Origin of the sequence: Actinomadura sp. KC216, assembly GCF_004348535.1 — a bacterium.
Lineage (GTDB): Bacteria > Actinomycetota > Actinomycetes > Streptosporangiales > Streptosporangiaceae > Spirillospora.
The window spans coordinates 1-18,364 of sequence record NZ_SMJX01000164.1 but is presented as its reverse complement, the minus strand read 5'-3'; the positions used below and the strand labels follow the sequence as shown (position 1 = coordinate 18,364).

Sequence of the window (18,364 nt, the reverse complement as noted above, 5' to 3'; positions counted from 1 at the left end):
GGCCGGATCGGTTCCTCGCCGGACACCAGAAGCAGCGCCAGGGCGATGATCGTCGCGGCGGCCACCCCGCCGCCCGTGAGCACCTGCCGCTGCCGCTTCGGCAGGCGCCGGAACCGCAGCGCCGCGCCGCTCCTGGACGCCAGGTACGCGGACGCCGCCGCGCCCAGGACGAGCGGGCCGAGCACGTCCCGCAGCGCCCGGTTGACGTGCACCAGTTCCGCGTGGATGCCCTTGCAGCGCTTGCAGCCGTCGAGATGCCGCTTCACCTTGCGGGCCTCGCGGTCGGCCAGGCCGTCGCGCACGTACGGGCCGAGGTTCTCCAGGGCCGGACGGCACGCGTCGTCGGCGGCGACGGTGTCGAGGTGCATCTGGAGGTAGGCGCGGCGCAGGCCCTCGCGGGCGCGGTAGGCGAGCGCGGCGGCGCCGTTCGCGGTGAGGCCGAGCAGCGGGGCGATCTCGGCGGGCTTGGCGCGCTCGACCTCGGTGTGCCAGAGCACCGTCCGCCAGCGTCCGGGCAGCGACCGGAACGCGCGGGCGATCATCGAGCGCTCCAGCTTCGCGACGGCCGGGTCGTCGAACGGGACACCGGAGTCGAAGCTCTCGATCGTGTCGGTGTGCTGGACGCGGCGGTCGGCGCGCCGCCGGTCGTAGAAGGACCGGCGGACGGCGGTGAGCAGGTACGGGCGGAACCCGCCGTCCGGCCCGCCGCCGGCCTTGAGGACCTTGAGGACCTTGGTGAAGGCGTCCTGGACGAGGTCGTCGGCGGCTTCCCGTCCGGCGAGGTGGCGGGCGAGGCCCTGCGCGGCGGCGGCGTGCCGCTCGTAGAGGGGGCCGTAGGCGCCGACGTCACCGGCCCTGACCCGGTCGATCAGCTCCGCGTCGCTCGCCTCGACGCCCGCCTCGTTGCCCGCCTCAGCGTCCGCCTCGTTGCCCGCCTCGTCGCCTGTCTCGTTGTTCGCCTCGGCGCTCGTCTCGGTGCCCGCGTCGCCATCCGAGGCCTGCTCGGCTGGGGAGGGGTCGGTCGCGGCGCCGTCGGCCTCGTGTTCGTCTCGCCCGGCACGTCGCTCCATGCTTGCTCATTGTGACGACTTGGCCACGACTTGTCGCGCAATTTGGCCACAGTCGGAGTTCTTTACCTGAGTCCGCGTCATGGCGGGGGCGCCGCGCCGTGGGAGAGGGCGTGGGCGGTACCGGGGCGGGCCGTCCACGCGGGGTGCGTTCGTTCCGGCGAGGGGGTGGAACGAACGCACCCCGGCGCGGGCGCTAGCCGGTGATGTCGGCGCGGCCCATCTCGTTGAGGGTGCCGCCGTCCCGGGGTGTCTCCCAGCGCACCTCGCAGTTGCGTCCCGAGAGGTGGACGGTGGCGATGGCGTTGTCGAACCATGGCCCTTCCGTCATCCGCCACCGGAGCGGCGGGACGGGCACCCTCGACAGCTTGGCCAGGGCGCGGAACGGTCCGCCGGACGCCCGCGAGCACGCGACGCGGTTGGCCCAGCGGAACTTGCCGATCAGCGGGTTCCGCAGCGGCGAGCAGACGATCTGCGAGACCTTCGACCGGGTACCGGGCTCGGTGACCCGCGCCAGGTACGAGTAGTGGATGTCGCCGGACAGGAACGAGATGCTCGCCGGGGCGGGCCCGCGCTCGCCGCGCCCGACGGCGACGACGTCGGCGGCCACGTCGCGGAACGAGCGCTCGAACGCGGCCCAGTGCTCCAGGTCGGCGGCCTGCCGGATCTTCTCGCCGAGCCGCGCCCCGGCCTTGCCCCAGGCGCCGCCCGCCATGGCCTCGTTCCACGACTCGGCGTGGTGGATCGCCATGGGCAGAAGGTAGGGCAGGGAGCTCGCGATGAGGAGGTGGTCCATGCCGCCCTGGCACTGCTCGTCCAGCCAGCGGAACTCGTCGTCGTCGAGCATGCCGCGGCGGTCGGCGGTGAGGAGGCGGGAGCAGCGGCTGTCCACGACGATCAGGCGGGTGGCGCCCCAGTCGTGGGCGTAGCTCCAGCGCGTGCTGGCGGGTTCCTTGTCGGCCTTCTCGGCGAACTCGTCCAGGACGGCGCCCGCGTCGCCGGTGCTTTCGGACGCCGTCCGCACCGCCTTGTAGACGGGGTCGGACGCGCGGCCCTCGGGAGACATGTTCCCGAGGTGCTGGTAGATCCAGTAGGAGCCGATGCCGCCGGTGATGCGGTCCTTCCACCAGGGCTGCGACCACATCTCCTGGCGCCACGCGTACGAGGTGTTCCAGTCGTCGCGGATGTCGTGGTCGTCGAAGATGGTGAACGTCGGGACGGTGGACAGCAGCCACCGCACCTCGGGATCGTCGTGCCAGGCCAGCTTGTACAGGTGGGTGTAGTCCTCGAAGTCGGCGGCCTCGTCGGCGGGCGGGTCGCCGGGTGCGCGGCGCCCCTTGATGAACTCGCGCATGGCGTCGCTGAGCTCGTCCGCGTAGACCTGGTCGCCGACCATGAGCAGGATGTCCGGCCAGGTCACCGCGTCGCCGCCGCCGCTGAGCCGGCGGGCGAGGGCGGCGAGCGCGTCGTGGCCGAACTGCTCGACCGTGCCCGGTGACCGGCGGCAGGACCCGAACGAGATCCGCAGGTCGCCGTCCGGGTCGAGCGTCCTGATCTGGGACGGCGGGAACCGGGAGTCCTCCTCAGGCCAGACGGTCTCGCCGCCCGCGACGACCTCGTAGGGGATCCGCGCGCCCGCCGCGAGCCCCTCGATCTCGACGAGCGCGTAGTGGTGGCCGTGCGCGGTGAACGTGCGGGCGCCCGCGTCCACGCCGTGCTCGCGGTTGACGACCCGGACCTCGCATGGACGGTCGGTCTCCACCCAGATCGTCGCGGTGTGGTGACTCACGTGCCGGAGGTGGGGGCCGAGTGCCAAAGCGGTCATACCACGTCTCTCTAGCGGACCGGAGGGCGTCGCGTCCACCGAAGCGGCAACCCCGCGCCGGTCTCAGGTCAGCGGCGCAGCACCTTGGCCTCGGTTTCCGGGTCCAGGCCGACGACCGGGCGGTCCGGGCGTTGCGGGGCGCGTCCGCCTATGGACTGGAGCCATTCCCATGTGTCCGCCACCGTTTCCTGGACGGGCCTGCAACGCAGCCCCGTGGAGAGGGCCTTGGTGACGTTGCCGCGGTGCAGGGTGTCGTAGTCCTCGCCGGGTGGAACCCAGATCGGGAGGTCCATCCAGGGTTCGATGCCCGCTTCGAGGATCGTCTCCGGGGGCGTCCAGACGAGCTCGGCGTCTGAGCCCGCTGTGTGGACGCACGCTTCTAGTAGTTCGCGCATCGTGGTGTGGTCTGGTGGACTGACGAGGTCGTACGGGCCGCCGAGTCCTTGCTCGATGGCGTCCAGCGTCCACGCCGCAAGGTCTCGGACGTCGATGTACTGCAAACCGGCGTCGCGCGGGCCGGGCGCCAGAACGTTGCCGCCTTTCGCGATGCGGTTCAGCCACCAGGGCAGGCGCCCGATGTTCTCGTACGGGCCGAGGATGAGCCCCGCGCGCACCAGCAGCGCTCTGTCGCCGAACACGTCGACCGCCGCCAGTTCCGCACCGCGCTTGGCGGCGGCGTAGTCGACGTCGTCGCCGTCGTCTGGGGAGCCGTCCACGACGGGGGCGTTCTCGCCGAGGGCGTCGGGTTCGGGGAACACGTAGACGGAGCGGCTGGAGATGTAGACGTAGCGTCCGACGCGTCCGTCCAGGAGGCGTGCGGTGTCGCGCACGACGGACGGGGCCGCGGACCAGGTGTCGACGACCGCGTCCCACGTCTCGCCGGTGGCGAGGGCGCCGAGACCATCCGCGGTGGTGCGGTCGCCGTGCAGCGACGTGACTCCCTGGGGCGGGGCATGGCGTCCCCTGTGGAAGACGGTCACGTCCCAGCCGCGTGCGAGAGCGCCTTCGGTGATGGCGCGTCCTGCGAACTCCGTCCCGCCGAGCATCAGAATCCTCATAGGAAGACTCTGCCTTCCGTACGTTCTGTACGGAACACCGCACCGCTCACAGCAGAAAACACCTCCGCGTCCGGAATTTCTTCTCCACACCTGTCGAAACCGAGCGGGGCCGATGGTCGACAGGGGGAGACGCGATTCCGGGAGGGGGGACGATGGCCGACGACGGTTTGGATCCGCGCAGGTGGGCGGCGCTGGCGCTGCTCTGCGCGGCGAACTTCATGGTGATCCTCGACGCGCAGATCGTGCTGCTCGCGCTGCCGTCGATCGAGCGGGACCTGGGGTTCTCGGGCGGCGGCGAGCAGTGGGTGCTGAGCGCCTACCTGCTCGGCTTCGGGGGCCTCATGCTGCTCGGCGGCCGGGCGGCCGACCTGGCGGGCGGGCGCCGCACGTTCCTCGCCGGGACGACCCTGTTCCTGGTGTCGTCCCTGCTGTGCGGGTTCGCCTGGACGGGCGGCGTCCTGGTCGGCGCGCGGGTCGCGCAGGGGATCTCGGCGGCGCTGATGGCGCCGAGCGCGCTGGCCCTCGTCACCGCGATGTTCGCGGAGGGACCCGAACGCAACAGGGCGCTGGCGATCTGGTCGAGCGTCGGCGGGTTCGGGGCCACGGCGGCGCTGCTGGCCGGCGGGACGCTGACCGGCGCGCTCGGCTGGCCCTGGGTGTTCTTCCTCAACGTGCCGGTCGCGGTGCTGCTGCTTGGTCTCGGGCCCGTCCTGCTCGGCGAGGGCCGGACGGCCGGGGCGGTGCGGGCGTACGACCCGGCGGGCGCGCTGACGGTCACGCTCGCGCTGTCCGCCGCCGTATACGGGATCGTCCGGGCGCCGGAGACCGGGTGGGCCAGCGCGTCCACGCTGGGCGCGCTGGGCGTCGCCGCCGTTGCCGGAGCGCTCTTCGTGCGGATCGAGGCGAGGTCGGCGGCGCCGCTCGTCCCGCTCCGCACCTTCCGGTCGCGGCGGCTGACCGGCGGGAACCTGGTGATGCTGCTGACCGGGGCGGGCGCGTTCGGGACGTCGTTCGCCGTGTCGCAGTACGCGCAGGGCGTCCTCGGCTACTCGCCGCTGAAGTTCGGGCTCGCCACGGCCGTGCTGCCCGTGATGGCCGTCGCCGGGTCGTATGCGGCGCAGGCGGCGATCGGGCGGGTGGACGTCCGCCCGGTGGCGATGACCGGCATGGCGTTCATGGCGGCGGGCTGCCTCGCGCTGGGCCAGGTCTCGGAAGGCAGCGGATACGTGTCGGGCCTGCTGCCGGGGCTGGTCCTGTTCGGGCTGGGGCTCGGGTCGTCGGCGGTGTCGGCGGCCGTGGCGGCGCTGTCGGGGGCGTCCGAGCGGGACTCCGGGCTCGCGTCCGGGCTGAACACGGCGGCGTTCCAGCTCGGCGGCGCGCTCGGCGTGGCCGTCGCGTCCACCGTCCTGGTCTCGCGGACGGGCGCCGTGCCGGGGTTCCGCGCGGCGTTCGACACCTCCCCCGGGATCGCGCTGGCCGGCGCCCTGATCGCCGGACTGCTGCTCGCACGGCCGCCGCTCCGGCGACGAGTTCCGGGGCCGGCGGGAGTCACCATGTCGAAGGAGGAGAGCACGTGCGATACATGATGCTGATCTGCGGCGTCGAGAACGAGGAGATGCCCGCGGACGACTTCGCCAAGCTGCAGGCCGACACCGAGGAATGGATCAAGGAGATGGACGGACGCGGCGTGCGCCTGTTCGGAAACCGGCTCCATCCCACCGACACCGCGACGACCGTCCGGACGCGGGGCGGCGAGACGCTGCTGTCGGACGGCCCGTTCGCCGAGACCAAGGAGCAGATCCTCGGGTTCGACCTGATCGACTGCGCGGACCTGGAGGAGGCGCTGGAGATCGCGTCCCGGCACCCGTGCGCCGGGATCGGGGCCATCGAGGTCAGGCCGCTCTGGGAGGGATGACGGGACGCGTCGAGGAAGCGGTCGCGGCGGCCTTCCACGGGGAGTGGGGCCGGGTCGTCGCGACCCTCATCCGCATGACCGGCGACTGGGACCTCGCGGAGGAGTCGGCCCAGGAGGCGTTCGCGCGCGCCCTGGAACGGTGGCCGGACGACGGCGTCCCGGACCGTCCGGGCGCCTGGCTGACGACGACCGCCCGCAACCACGCGCTGACCAGGATCCGGCGCGGCCACACCGAGAACGCCAAGCTCAGGGAGTTGGGAACGATGACCGGCCCGCAGGAACCGCCGGGGCCGCCCGACCCGAGCGGTGTCACCGACGACCGGCTCCGGCTGGTCTTCACGTGCTGCCATCCGGCGCTGCCGATCGAGGCGCGGGTGGCGCTCACGCTGCGCACGCTGCTCGGCCTGACCACCGGCGAGATCGCGCGGGCGTTCCTGGTCGCCGAGCCGGCGATGGCGCAGCGGCTCGTCCGGGCGAAGCGCAAGATCCGGGACGCGCGGATCCCGTACCGGGTGCCGCCCGCCCACCTGCTCCCCGAACGCACGACGTCCGTCCTCGGGGTGGTGTACCTGCTGTTCAACGAGGGGTACGCGGCGACGGAGGGCCCCGATCCGATGCGCGTCGACCTGTGCGCGGAGGCGATCCGGCTCGGCCGCGTCCTGCACGCGCTGATGCCGGACGAGCCGGAGGCCACCGGCCTCCTCGCCCTCCTGCTCCTCCAGCACTCCCGCCGGGACGCCCGCCAGGACGCGGCGGGCGACCTCGTCCCGCTCGAAGACCAGGACCGCGACCGCTGGGACCACACCGCGATCACCGAAGGCACCGCCCTCCTGGACGACGCCCTCCGCCGCGGCGAACCCGGCCCCTACCAGGTGCAGGCCGCCATCGCCGCCTGCCACGCGACCGCCCGCACGGCCGCGGACACCGACTGGCCGCAGATCGCCGCCCTCTACGGACGGCTGACCGAGCTGAACCCGAGCCCGGTGGTCCGGCTGAACCGGGCCGTCGCCGTCGCCATGGCGGACGGCCCGGAGGCGGGCCTGGCGCTGGTTCACGACCTGGCCGATGACCTGGCCGGCTACCACCTGCTCCCCGCCACCCGGGCCGACCTGCTCCGCCGCCTGGGCCGCACCGACGAGGCCGCAGCCGCCTACCGCGAGGCCCTGGCCCTGGCCCGCACCACCCCGGACCGCCGCTACCTCGCCCACCGCCTCAGCACCCTCCCCCGCTGACGCGCGGGCGGGGACGCTACTTGTTGAGGGTGAGGCCGCGGGTGGGGTGGACGGTCAGGCGGTCGGCGGGCTCGTCCAGGTCGACCGTCACCTCGTCGCCGTCACGGACCTCGCCGGAGAGGAGCTCGCGGGCGAGCTGGTCGCCGATCGACGTCTGGACCAGGCGGCGCAGCGGGCGTGCCCCGTACAGGGGGTCGTAGCCGGTCAGCGCCAGCCATTCGCGGGCCGCCGGGGTGACGTCCAGGGTGAGCTGGCGGTCGGCGAGGCGCTCGGCGAGCTTGTCGACCTGGAGGTCCACGATGCGGGTCAGCTCGTTCGTGGAGAGCGCGTCGAAGAGGATGACGTCGTCCAGGCGGTTGAGGAACTCCGGCTTGAAGGAGTTGCGGACGGCGTTCCAGACCGCCTCCTTCTTCGCGCCGTTCTCCAGCGTCGGGTCGACCAGGAACTGCGAGCCGATGTTGGACGTGAGGATCAGGATCGCGTTGCGGAAGTCGACCGTGCGGCCCTGGCCGTCGGTGAGGCGGCCGTCGTCCAGGACCTGGAGGAGGATGTCGAACACCTCGGGGTGTGCCTTCTCCACCTCGTCCAGCAGGACCACCGAGTACGGGCGGCGGCGGACGGCCTCGGTGAGCTGCCCGCCCTCCTCGTAGCCGACGTAGCCGGGCGGCGCGCCGACGAGCCGGGCGACGCTGTGCTTCTCGGAGTACTCGCTCATGTCGATGCGGGTCATCGCGCGCTCGTCGTCGAAGAGGAACTCGGCGAGCGCCTTGGCGAGTTCCGTCTTGCCCACGCCGGTCGGGCCGAGGAACAGGAACGAGCCGGTCGGGCGGTCGGGGTCGGAGATGCCCGCGCGGGCGCGGCGGACGGCGTCCGACACGGTGCGGACGGCGGTCTCCTGGCCGATGAGGCGCTTGCCGAGCTCGTCCTCCATGCGCAGGAGCTTGGCGGTCTCGCCTTCGAGGAGGCGCCCGGCGGGGATGCCGGTCCAGGACGCGACCACGTCGGCGACGTCGTCCGGGCCGACCTCCTCCTTGACCATCGCGTCGCGGTTGTCGGCGGCCTCGTCGGCCTCTTCGAGCTGCTTCTCCAGCGCCGGGATCTCGCCGTAGGTGAGGCGCGCCGACGTTTCGAGGTCGCCGTCGCGCTGGGCGCGCTCCGCCTCGCCGCGCAGCTGGTCGATCCGCTCCTTGATCTCGCCGACGCGGTTCAGGCTCGCCTTCTCCTTGTCCCAGCGGGCGACGAGGCCGGTGAGTTGCTCCTGCTTGTCGGCCAGGTCGCCGCGGAGCCGGTCGAGGCGCTGCCTGGACGCCTCGTCCGTCTCCTTGGACAGGTTCATCTCCTCCATCTTGAGGCGGTCGACGGTCCGCTGGAGCTCGTCGATCTCCACGGGACGCGAGTCGATCTCCATGCGGAGGCGCGACGCCGCCTCGTCGACGAGGTCGATCGCCTTGTCGGGGAGGTAGCGGGACGTGATGTAGCGGTCGGAGAGCGTGGCCGCCGAGACGAGGGCCGAGTCGTTGATCTGGACCTTGTGGTGCGCCTCGTAGCGGCCCTTGAGGCCGCGCAGGATCGCGATCGTGTCCTCGACGGTGGGCTCGCCGACCATGACCTGCTGGAAGCGGCGCTCCAGGGCGGCGTCCTTCTCGATGCGCTCGCGGTACTCGTCCAGGGTGGTGGCGCCGATCATGCGGAGCTCGCCGCGGGCCAGCATCGGCTTCAGCATGTTGCCCGCGTCCATCGCGCCCTCGGCCGCGCCGGCGCCGACGACGGTGTGCAGCTCGTCGATGAACGTGACGACCTGCCCCTCGCTCTGCCTGATCTCGTTGAGGACGGCCTTCAGCCGCTCCTCGAACTCGCCCCGGTACTTCGCGCCCGCGACCATCGCGCTGAGGTCCAGCGCGATGAGCTTCTTGCCGCGCAGCGACTCGGGGACGTCGCCCGCGATGATCCGCTGCGCGAGGCCCTCCACCACGGCGGTCTTGCCGACGCCGGGCTCGCCGATCAGCACCGGGTTGTTCTTCGTCCGGCGGGACAGCACCTGGACGACCCGGCGGATCTCCGAGTCGCGGCCGATGACGGGGTCGAGGCGCCCGTCGCGGGCGGCGGCGGTCAGGTCGACGCCGTACTTCTCCAGCGACTGGTACGTGCCCTCCGGGTTCTCGCTGGTCACGCGGGCGTGGCCGCGGACCTTCTCGAACGCGTCCAGCAGGGCCTGGGGCGTCGCGCCGAACTCCTTCAGCAGGCCCGCGGCCGGGCCGCCGTCCGCGGCGAGGCCGACGAGGAGGTGCTCGGTCGAGACGTAGTCGTCCTCAAGCTGGTTCGCCCGGTTCGCCGCCGTGTTGATCGACCGCTGGAGCTGCCCCGACAGGCGCGGCGTCGACACCGTCGACCCCTGCGCCTTCGGCATCGCGGCGAGCTGCTCCTCCGCCCGGCTCCTGATCACCTTCCAGTCGGCGCCGACCGCCTCCAGCAGCGGTACGGCGGTGCCGTCGGTCAGCGCGATCAGCGCGGCCAGCAGGTGCTGCGGCTCCACCTCAGGGTGCCCCTCGGCCGCCGCCCGCCGGATCGCGACCGACAGCGCCTCCTGGCTCTTCTGCGTCAGCTTGTAGTCCACCCGGTCCCCCTATTCCCGGTTGCGCTCGTGCCAGACGACGACGCTGGTGTGCCTGATCGGCACCAGGTCGCCGCCGGGAGTGCCCTCCGGTTCACCGTGCCGCCGCTGCTGCGCCAGCCGCGCCGCGACGGCACGGGTCGATTCGAGTTCGTTGGCGAGCTCGTCCAGCGCGGCGTGCGCCTTGGCGAGCTCCTCGCGGAGCCGCACGTTGTCGCGCTGCAGCTCCAGGATGTGCTTGATGCCGGACAGGTTGATGCCCTCCTCCTGGGAGAGCCGCTGGATCTCGCGGAGCATCACGATGTCGCGCATCGAGTAGCGGCGCCCGCGGCCCGCCGTGCGGCCGGGGGACACCAGCCCCATCCGGTCGTAGGTCCGCAGCGTCTGCGGATGCAGCCCGGACAGCTGGGCCGCCACCGAGATCACATAGACCGGGGTGTCGTCGCCGAAGGGGTCCATGGCTTCACTCCTGCCTGGCCTGCTGGACGAGGTCGGCACGCAGGTCGTCGCCCGAACCCGCCTCGCGCAGCCGGACGAGGGCCTCGCGCGCCTGGTCGTCGAGCTTCTGCGGCACCTGGACGTCGACGGTGACGAGCAGGTCGCCCTTCGTCCCGTCCCGCCGGGTCGCGCCGCGGCCCTTCACGCGGAACTTGCGGCCGTTCGGCGTGCCCTCCGGCAGCTTCAGCGTGACCGGCTGCCCCTGGAACGTCGGCACCCGGATCTCCGCGCCGAGCGCCGCCTCCGGGAACGTCACCGGGACGGTCAGCGTCAGGTTGTCGCCGCTGCGCCCGAACACCTTGTGCGGCTGCACCTTGATGTTGACGTACAGGTCGCCGTGCGGGCCGCCGTTCTCGCCCGGCGCGCCCTTGCCCTTGAGCCGGATCTTCTGGCCGTCGGCGACGCCCGCCGGGATGCGGGCCTGGATCGTGCGGGTGCCGGTCGCGCGGCCGCTGCCGTTGCAGGTGGGGCACGGGTCGTCGACGACGAGGCCCCGGCCGTGGCACTCCTTGCACGGCTCCTGGAACCCGAAGCTGCCGAGGTTGCGGGTCTCGTGCCCGGTGCCCTCGCAGTTCGGGCACACCCGCGGGACGGTGCCCGCCTTCGCGCCGGTGCCGCGGCAGCTGTTGCACGCCGCCTCGCTGGTCAGCTTGATCGGGACGGTGACGCCGTTCATCGCGCGCCCGAACGACAGCGTGACCTCGGTCTCGACGTCCGCGCCGCGCCGGGCGCGCCGCGTCCCCGTGCCGGTGGTGCGGGTGCCGCCGCTCCGCCCGAACAGGCCGCCGAACAGGTCGCCGATGCGCTCGCCCGCGCCGCCGCCGGTCTGCGTCCCGGTGCCGCCCTGGCCGAACAGGTCGCCGAGGTCGAACGGGAACCCGCCGCCCTGCTGGCCGCGGAAACCGCCCGGCATCGACCGCACCGCGTCGTACTCCTTGCGGCGCTTGTTGTCGGACAGGACGTCGTAGGCCTCGGAGACCTCCTTGAAGCGGTCCTCGGCGTCGGTGTCGCCCTTGTTCGCGTCCGGGTGGTACTTGCGTGCCAGCTTCCGGTACGACTTCTTGATCTCCTCCTGAGAGGCCGTCTTCGCGACACCGAGGACCTTGTAGTAGTCCTTCTCCAGGTAGTCCTTGGTGCTCACGGCGCCCCGCTCTCTGCTATCGCCACTTGCCACATGTCTTCACGCGACCCCCGCGGGGCCCGCCCCGGACGGGACGGGCCCGCGGTTCCCGCTGGGGAGACGATCCCCCGGAACCCCCGGCGAAGGCCAGGGGTCATTCGTCGTCGTCACCCGAATCGGTCTTGCTCGCCTTGTCCGCCTCGGCCTTCTCGCCGGCCTTGGCGTTCTCGGCGTTCTCGGCGCTCCCGGCTTCCTCGGCCTCGGACGGCTTCTCGTCCTCGGCGTTCGGGTCGGGCTCGGCCACCGCGACCCGCGCGGGCCGCAGGATCCGCTCGCCGATGCGGTACCCGGGCTGGAGGACGTCCGTGACGCTCTCCTCGGTCACCTCCGACGAGTACGAGTGCATGAGCGCCTCGTGGACGACCGGGTCGAAGGGCTCGCCCTTCTCGCCGTAACGTTCCAGGCCGAGCTTGCCCGTGATCGCCTCCAGGCTCTCCGCGACGGACTTGAACCCGCCGGTGAGCTCGTCGTGGTCACGGGCGCGGCCGATGTCGTCCAGCACCGGGAACAGCTCTGACAGCACCTGCCCGAGCGCCTGCTCCCGGACCGCGACCCGGTCGCGCTCGACCCGCTTGCGGTAGTTGTCGTACTCGGCCTTCAGCCGCTGGAGGTCTGCGAGACGCTCCGCCAGCTGGGTCTTGAGCGAGGAGACCTCCTCGTCCGCGACCTTGGCGCCCCCGTTGGCCGGAGCCTCCGGGGCCGGCGACGCTTCCTCCGCCGCCTGGTCCCGGACTTTCCCCGTTTCGGGATCGATGCGCCGCTTGTCGCGGATCACCGGGCCCTCCTTCTCCTCGCCCTCATCGGGGGAGGTCGTCACGAAGCATCACCCTTCGGCTTGTCCTCGTCCACGATCTCGGCGTCGACGACCTCGTCGTCCTGCGGCTCGCCGCCCTGGGCGCCGGCCGTCGGCCCGTGGTCGTCGGCGCCCGCCTGCGCGCCCTCGGGGTTCTGCGCGTACATGGCCGCGCCCATCTTCTGGCTGACCTGCGCCAGCTTCTCGGCGCTGCTCTTGATCGCCTCGACGTCGGTGCCCTCCAGGGCCTTCTTCACCTCGGCGACCGCCTCGGTGACCTCGCCCTTCAGCTCCGCGGGGACCTTCTCGTCGTTCTCCCGCAGGAACTTCTCGGTCGAGTAGGCGAGGGTGTCGGCCTGGTTGCGGACCTCGGCCTCCTCCTTGCGCTTGCGGTCCTCCTCGGCGTACTCCTCCGCCTCGCGGACCATCTTCTCGATGTCGTCCTTCGGCAGCGCGCTGCCGCCGGTGATGACCATCGACTGCTCGCGCCCGGTGCCCTGGTCCTTCGCGCTGACGTTCACGATGCCGTTCGCGTCGATGTCGAAGGTGACCTCGATCTGCGGGACGCCGCGCGGCGCCGGCGGCAGACCGGTGAGCTGGAAGGTGCCGAGCTTCTTGTTGCGCGCCGCGATCTCGCGCTCGCCCTGGTAGACCTGGATCTCCACGGACGGCTGGTTGTCGTCGGCGGTGGTGAACGTCTCGGACCGCTTGGTCGGGATCGTCGTGTTCCGCTCGATGATCTTGGTGAAGATGCCGCCCTTGGTCTCGATGCCGAGGCTCAGCGGGGTCACGTCCAGCAGCAGGACGTCCTTGACCTCGCCCTTCAGCACGCCCGCCTGGAGGCTGGCGCCGATCGCGACGACCTCGTCGGGGTTGACGCCCTTGTTCGGCTCCTTGCCGCCGGTCAGCTCCTTGACCAGCTCCGACACCGCGGGCATGCGGGTCGAGCCGCCGACCAGGACGACCTGGTGGATGCCGTCGACCGAGATGTTCGCGTCCTTCAGCACCTGCTGGAACGGCGCCTTGGTGCGCTCCAGCAGGTCGGAGGTCATGCGCTGGAACTCGGCGCGGCTGAGCTTCTCGTCCAGGTGCAGCGGGCCCTCGCTGGACGCGGTGATGTAGGGCAGGTTGATCTGCGTCTCGGTCGAGCTGGACAGCTCGATCTTCGCCTTCTCCGCGGCCTCGCGGAGCCGCTGGAGCGCCATCTTGTCCTTGGACAGGTCGACGCCGTTGGCGTTCTTGAACCGCTCGACCAGCCAGTCGACGACCTTCTGGTCCCAGTCGTCGCCGCCCAGGTGGTTGTCACCGCTGGTGGCCTTCACCTCGACGACGCCGTCGCCGACCTCCAGCAGGGACACGTCGAACGTGCCGCCGCCGAGGTCGAAGACCAGGATCGTCGCCTCGTTCTCCTTCTCCAGGTGGTACGCCAGCGCGGCCGAGGTCGGCTCGTTGATGATCCGCAGGACGTTCAGCCCCGCGATCTGCCCGGCCTCCTTCGTGGCCTGCCGCTGGTGGTCGGAGAAGTACGCGGGCACGGTGATGACCGCGTCGGTGACCGTCTCGCCGAGGTAGGACTCCGCGTCCCGCTTCAGCTTCTGCAGCACGAACGCGCTGATCTGCTGCGGGGTGAAGTCCTTGTCGTCGATCTTGGTCTTCCAGTCGGTGCCCATCTCGCGCTTGACCGAGCGGATCGTCCGGTCCACGTTGGTCACGGCCTGGCGCTTGGCGACCTCGCCGACCAGCACTTCGCCGTTCTTGGCGAACGCGACGACGGACGGCGTGGTCCGCGACCCCTCCGCGTTCGCGATGACGGTGGGCTCCCCGCCCTCCAGGATCGCGACGACCGAGTTGGTCGTCCCGAGGTCGATGCCGACCGCACGTGCCATGTTCTCGTCCTCCGTCGTTTCCGGTGATATCGCGCCCCGGTCGCCCCAGGGTGCGGCCGGTCTGCTTGCTGTCGGCCAGCGTGCCTGGGCGACCTTGCCTTGTCAAATCACTTGAGTCGCCCCGACTCAACTTTGCTGACGACCTCTCCAACACTACGTCTGAGCGTCCTATTCCGGTTCCCGATCCGCCCTCATTGGCCCAGAGATCGGCGCCAGGGATGAGGCCGCCGTCCGCTCCATCCCCCGCCGGACGGACGCCCCCTCCTCCGCGCCGCTCATCGGTCGCCCGCGCCCGGCCCGTGACCTGCGAACTCGGGCTGGAATGGATCATTGGACCGTGCTAACCTCCGCGCTTGGTTCAGATTTGAACAAAGTCAGGAGGGCGCATGAACCCCGCGACCCGAGTCCCCTACCTCTCCGACGTCGGCCTGCTCATCGGACGTGTCGCCCTGGGCGTCGTGTTCGTCGCGCACGGCTGGCAGAAGATCAACGACCTGGGCCACGGCGCCGTGGTCAAGATGTTCGAGGGCATGGACGTCCCAATGGCGTCCCTGTCCGCCTACTACTCGACCTGGGTCGAGTTCATCGCCGGCCTCGCGCTCATCGTGGGCGCCGCCGTACCGATCGCGGGCCTGCTCCTCGCGATCGACATGGCCGGGGCCTTCTGGTTCGTCCACAAGGGCAACGGCGTCTTCGTCGCCGAGAACGGCTACGAACTCGTCCTCGCCCTCGGCGGCGCCGCGATCCTGCTCGCCTTCGCGGGCGCGGGCCGCTTCTCCGTCGACGGCCTCATCTTCAGCCGCACCGAATCCCGCGACCCCGAACACGCGACCTGATTCCTTGCGCGCGAGTGTGCGGGCGGACGCCGAAACGTCCGCCCGCACCCTGATCACGGGCGAATTCCCGGACGATCAGGAAGAGACCGCCCTGCAATCCCTTTTGGGGGATTCGGGTGCGGCCTGTGTTGATTGTCACACCGTCTATGCGGCGGGAGTCGATGCCGCTCATCAGGAGCGGCGAGCGGTAACCTCCCGATCATCATTTGAGAGGCCCTCGACGCACACGTCGAGGGCCTCTCGCATGGTCACTTTGAACAGGCGGCGCTAGGGGATGGCGGCCGCCTCCGGCGGCGAATCGGTGATCGTGCGCCGGTGGTTTCTCGGGCTGTGTCACCGCTGTTCTGCGGGGTCTGCCTGCGCCGGTCGGCCGCGGGGTTCCGAACGGCTGGGCATTAGACGCTCGAACGGCCCGCAAGGTTCTCACGTGGCCCGATAAGGACGAAACCGCCCCTGATCAGGTGCGTTGCATGACAAACACCGATATGATCACGCCTCGTTGTCAACGACCTGACATCTGCCCGCGACTTCGGGAGTGTCGCGGATGAGGTGCGAACGCTGCGCCGAAACAGGGCGGCCATCACACATCGCGCCATCGGCCGCAAGACGAACAAGCAGCCCCCCAAGAGGAGCAGACACATGAACCTGACTCGATTTGCGGCCGCCGGTGCCGCGGCCACGGCCCTGGTGCTGGGTACGGCGGGTGCCGTCCAGGCGGCCGAGCAGCCCCAGATCAACGTCAGCCCCCGCGTGTTCACCCCGGGCCAGGCCATCACCATCACGATCACCGAGTGCACGAAGAAGCCGACCATCAACGCCGCGGAGGCCATCCGCGTGTTCACCGCCGTCCCGGCGTTCACCGGGACGCCGGGCGAGACGTGGAAGGCCACCCAGGCAACCCGGTCCAGCCTCGTCCCCGGGAAGACCTACACCGTCAACCTGACCTGCACGGTCGGCGAGCAGACCGTCAAGGGCTCCATCACCGTCAACCCCGGCAAGAAGCCCTCGCCCAAGCCGACCGCCCCCGACCCGACCGCGAAGCCGACCACCCCCGTGCCCGTCCCCAGCGGGCCGATCAACACCGGTGACGGCAGCACCCAGGGCGGCGGCTCCGGCACCACGCTGCTGGCCGGCGGCGCCGCCGTCGCGCTGGCCGGGGCCGGCATGGGCGCGCTGGCGCTGCGTCGCCGCGCCGGGCGGGAGCGTTCCTGAGTGACGGACCGCACCACCGTCGCCGCCGGTCGCCGCGCCATGGGCGCGGCGGCCGGCGCGCTGCTCATAGGACTTCTGCTGAGCTCCTGCGGCGGCGATGACTCACCGTCGGTCGCTGCGAGCAGCGGTGGGAGTACACCACCGGCCGCGCCCGCCGCCACCCCGGCGGGGGACGCGAAGTCGATGCCCAAGTCGCCGCCGAAGACGATCAGCATCGCCAAGCTCGGCGTCACCGCCCCGGTGTCCCAGCTGGGACTGCGTCCGGACGGACGCATCGAGGAGCCGCCGCTCAGCCGCCCCAACCTGACCGGCTGGTACAAGCTCGGCCCCACCCCGGGGGAGAACGGCCCGTCGGTGATCCTCGGCCACGTGGACGCCAACAAGAAGCAGGCCGTCTTCTACCGGCTCAAGGAGCTGGAGCCGGGCGACCAGATCCAGGTCGCCCGCCAGGACGGGACCACCGCGACGTTCGCGGTGACCTCCAAGCAGGACGTGGACAAGAACGCCTTCCCGCACAAGAAGGTGTTCGCCGAGTCCCTCGACTACTCGTCCCTGCGCCTGGTCACCTGTGGCGGCGCGTTCGACAACTCGACCGGGCACTACAAGAACAACCTCATCGTCTACGCCAAGCTGGTGCAGAGCACCTGACCTGAGCGCGCGACCACCACGGCCGTCCCTCCTCCTGGAGGGGCGGCCGTTCTGGTTCCGCACGATCCCTGCGGCGACCCAGGTCCGCCGGCTCCGGCTCCAATCTTGTCATTGACAAGATGGCTCTCCATGGCGCAATCTAGACAGTGTCAGGATTCAAGCGTCACCGGTCCCGGAGGTCGGATCCCATGGAAGGCTTCATCAACGCACTCGGCGTGGAGTCCATCGTCCTCGTCGTCGCCGCACCCGCCCTGCGCCTGCTCGGCGCCCTGGGCGTCCGCCGCTTCACCGACTGGACGGTCTGCGCCGCCTACGCGATGGCGGCCATGCTCGTCCTCACCGGCATGGTGCGCTTCGTGCCGGACAGCGTGGCGTCCATGCCCAGCGCTCAGGAACTCGCCCGCATGGTGCCGCCGTTCGTGCCCTTCCCGCTGGCGATGGTCTACCTGACCGGCGTCCTGGAACTGCTCATCGCCGTCGGTCTGGTCGTGACCCGTACCCGCTGGAGCGCCGCCGCCGGCCTGGCCGTCATGCTGCCGCTGCTGCTCCCGGCCAACATCTACGCGGCCCTCAACGACATCCCCCTCAACGGCGCCGAGGCGACCCCGCTGTGGCTGCGGATCCCCCAGCAGGCCGCCTACATCGCCATCGCTGTGTGGATAGCCAGATCCGCCGACTCCACCGAAGCCCGCCGCCTGCTCAGAATCCCGGGATAGTTCTTCCCGGCGTGCTCGATCCCGCCGTCGAGACCGTGGCTCCCTGAGAAGCCTGCCGGACCTGCGGCGTGAAAGTGGTCGGGGGGTTCGGGTGATACGTGGGTGACCGCCGTTCGTGTCACGGAAAGGCAGCGCATGACTGGGGAGCCCCTTACCGCGGACCCGCCGTTGGGGCGGGTGGACGACAGTGCCGTTCTGCGGTCGTCCCTCCGCGAGCCCGAGCGGTTCGGTGTGATCTTCGATGCGTACTTCGCGGAGATCCACGGGTACGCCGCCCGGCGGCTCGGGCCGGACGCGGCGGCCGATGTCGCGTCGCAGACGTTCCTGGAGGCGTTTCGCGGGCGCGGCCGGTACGACGCGTCGCGGGCGGCCGTCCGGACGTGGCTGTACGGGATCGCGACCAACGTGATCGGCAGGCATCGGCGGGCCGAGGTGCGCGGGTTGCGGGCGCGGGAGCGGCTCGGGGGCGTGCAGGACGCGGGCCACGCGGAGCGGGTGGACGAGCAGGTCAGCGCCCAGGGGCTGCGGGGGCGCCTCGCGGGGGCCATCGCCGGGCTGTCGGGCGGTGACCGGGACGTGCTGCTCCTCGTGGCGCTCGCCGATCTCAGCCACCAGGAGGTGGCCGCCGCGCTGGACATCCCCTACGGGACGGTCGGCTCGCGGCTCAACCGGGCTCGCCGGAAGGTGCGCGAGGCGCTCGGCGGGACGAATCCGATGCGTGATCTGGAGGATGGGCATGGATGAGCTGCGGGTCGTCGAGCGGGCGTACGGGGAGCCCGTCCCCCCGACGATGAAGGAGACGGCCGAGGCCCGGGCCCGGATGTTCGGGGGGGCGCCGCCGCGGCGGCGTGTGCGGTTCGGGTGGCGGGCCAGGGCCGGCGTCGGGG

The 18,364-nt window shown here is 71.4% G+C and carries 16 protein-coding genes; 8 read left to right on the top strand and 8 right to left on the bottom strand.

Annotated elements, in window-relative coordinates; genetic code table 11:
- The 3 genes from E1264_RS25590 to E1264_RS25580 all read right to left on the bottom strand — a co-directional run.
- The coding region (locus tag E1264_RS25590) for a sigma-70 family RNA polymerase sigma factor (protein ID WP_132177806.1) at positions 1–1,070 on the bottom strand (1,070 nt) is incomplete at its 3' end.
- Between the two features lie 193 nt (positions 1,071–1,263).
- Positions 1,264–2,856, bottom strand: a complete 1,593-nt coding sequence (locus tag E1264_RS25585; RefSeq protein ID WP_243711160.1) for an alkaline phosphatase D family protein — start codon at positions 2,854–2,856, stop codon at positions 1,264–1,266.
- A gap of 104 nt (positions 2,857–2,960) precedes the next feature.
- Positions 2,961–3,950, bottom strand: a complete 990-nt coding sequence (locus tag E1264_RS25580) for an NAD-dependent epimerase/dehydratase family protein (protein ID WP_165964376.1) — start codon at positions 3,948–3,950, stop codon at positions 2,961–2,963.
- A 152-nt stretch (positions 3,951–4,102) separates the two neighbouring features.
- On the opposite strand from E1264_RS25580, the gene E1264_RS25575 reads away from it, so the two are divergent.
- From E1264_RS25575 to E1264_RS25565, 3 genes are read left to right on the top strand one after another with little or no spacing between them, the layout of a single operon-like run.
- A complete protein-coding gene (locus E1264_RS25575) occupies positions 4,103–5,536 on the top strand; it encodes an MFS transporter (RefSeq protein WP_132177802.1) in 1,434 nt (477 codons plus the stop codon).
- Positions 5,533–5,865, top strand: a complete 333-nt coding sequence (locus tag E1264_RS25570; RefSeq protein WP_132177808.1) for a YciI family protein — start codon at positions 5,533–5,535, stop codon at positions 5,863–5,865. The genes E1264_RS25575 and E1264_RS25570 overlap by 4 nt, the downstream gene beginning before the upstream one ends.
- Positions 5,862–7,097 carry a DUF6596 domain-containing protein gene (locus tag E1264_RS25565; RefSeq protein WP_132177800.1) on the top strand — a complete coding sequence of 412 codons (1,236 nt, stop codon included), beginning with the start codon at positions 5,862–5,864 and terminating at the stop codon, positions 7,095–7,097. The genes E1264_RS25570 and E1264_RS25565 overlap by 4 nt, the downstream gene beginning before the upstream one ends.
- 16 nt (positions 7,098–7,113) lie before the next feature.
- Here E1264_RS25565 and clpB read toward each other — a convergent pair whose 3' ends face one another.
- From clpB to dnaK, 5 genes are all read right to left on the bottom strand, one after another.
- A complete protein-coding gene (gene clpB / locus E1264_RS25560; protein ID WP_132177798.1) occupies positions 7,114–9,711 on the bottom strand; it encodes an ATP-dependent chaperone ClpB in 2,598 nt (865 codons plus the stop codon).
- Between the two features lie 9 nt (positions 9,712–9,720).
- Complete coding sequence (locus tag E1264_RS25555; RefSeq protein ID WP_132177796.1) at positions 9,721–10,167, bottom strand: helix-turn-helix transcriptional regulator; 447 nt, start codon at positions 10,165–10,167, stop codon at positions 9,721–9,723.
- A gap of 4 nt (positions 10,168–10,171) precedes the next feature.
- On the bottom strand, positions 10,172–11,347 hold the full coding sequence (gene dnaJ / locus E1264_RS25550; RefSeq protein WP_132177794.1) for a molecular chaperone DnaJ: 1,176 nt from the start codon (positions 11,345–11,347) through the stop codon (positions 10,172–10,174).
- Positions 11,348–11,480: 133 nt separating this feature from the next.
- Entirely contained in the window at positions 11,481–12,203 is a 723-nt protein-coding gene (gene grpE / locus E1264_RS25545) for a nucleotide exchange factor GrpE (RefSeq protein WP_132177792.1), read from the bottom strand.
- Complete coding sequence (dnaK, locus tag E1264_RS25540) at positions 12,200–14,065, bottom strand: molecular chaperone DnaK (RefSeq protein ID WP_132177790.1); 1,866 nt, start codon at positions 14,063–14,065, stop codon at positions 12,200–12,202. Before dnaK ends, grpE begins: the two co-directional genes overlap by 4 nt.
- Before the next feature lie 386 nt (positions 14,066–14,451).
- Here dnaK and E1264_RS25535 point away from each other — a divergent pair, with 386 nt between their 5' ends.
- The 5 genes from E1264_RS25535 to E1264_RS25515 all read left to right on the top strand — a co-directional run bounded on the left by E1264_RS25535 (position 14,452) and on the right by E1264_RS25515 (position 18,221).
- Positions 14,452–14,901, top strand: a complete 450-nt coding sequence (locus E1264_RS25535) for a DoxX family protein (protein WP_132177788.1) — start codon at positions 14,452–14,454, stop codon at positions 14,899–14,901.
- Between the two features lie 639 nt (positions 14,902–15,540).
- Positions 15,541–16,113 carry a hypothetical protein gene (locus E1264_RS25530; RefSeq protein ID WP_132177786.1) on the top strand — a complete coding sequence of 191 codons (573 nt, stop codon included), beginning with the start codon at positions 15,541–15,543 and terminating at the stop codon, positions 16,111–16,113.
- The gene (locus E1264_RS25525) at positions 16,114–16,761 is read left to right on the top strand and encodes a class F sortase (protein ID WP_132177784.1); all 648 of its coding nucleotides are present in this window, start codon (positions 16,114–16,116) and stop codon (positions 16,759–16,761) included.
- Positions 16,762–16,949: 188 nt separating this feature from the next.
- A complete protein-coding gene (locus E1264_RS25520; protein WP_132177782.1) occupies positions 16,950–17,477 on the top strand; it encodes a hypothetical protein in 528 nt (175 codons plus the stop codon).
- A gap of 177 nt (positions 17,478–17,654) precedes the next feature.
- Complete coding sequence (locus E1264_RS25515) at positions 17,655–18,221, top strand: RNA polymerase sigma factor (RefSeq protein ID WP_243711159.1); 567 nt, start codon at positions 17,655–17,657, stop codon at positions 18,219–18,221.
- Positions 18,222–18,364: the final 143 nt, after the last annotated feature.

Coding starts and splice junctions, on each gene's coding strand:
- E1264_RS25575 (WP_132177802.1), top strand. CDS start 4,103: ATGGCCGACGACGGTTTGGATCCGCGCAGGTGGGCGGCGCTGGCGCTG.
- E1264_RS25530 (WP_132177786.1), top strand. CDS start 15,541: ATGAACCTGACTCGATTTGCGGCCGCCGGTGCCGCGGCCACGGCCCTG.
- E1264_RS25565 (WP_132177800.1), top strand. CDS start 5,862: ATGACGGGACGCGTCGAGGAAGCGGTCGCGGCGGCCTTCCACGGGGAG.
- E1264_RS25555 (WP_132177796.1), bottom strand. CDS start 10,167: ATGGACCCCTTCGGCGACGACACCCCGGTCTATGTGATCTCGGTGGCG.
- E1264_RS25535 (WP_132177788.1), top strand. CDS start 14,452: ATGAACCCCGCGACCCGAGTCCCCTACCTCTCCGACGTCGGCCTGCTC.
- E1264_RS25520 (WP_132177782.1), top strand. CDS start 16,950: ATGGAAGGCTTCATCAACGCACTCGGCGTGGAGTCCATCGTCCTCGTC.
- dnaK (WP_132177790.1), bottom strand. CDS start 14,065: ATGGCACGTGCGGTCGGCATCGACCTCGGGACGACCAACTCGGTCGTC.
- E1264_RS25570 (WP_132177808.1), top strand. CDS start 5,533: ATGATGCTGATCTGCGGCGTCGAGAACGAGGAGATGCCCGCGGACGAC.
- E1264_RS25580 (WP_165964376.1), bottom strand. CDS start 3,950: ATGAGGATTCTGATGCTCGGCGGGACGGAGTTCGCAGGACGCGCCATC.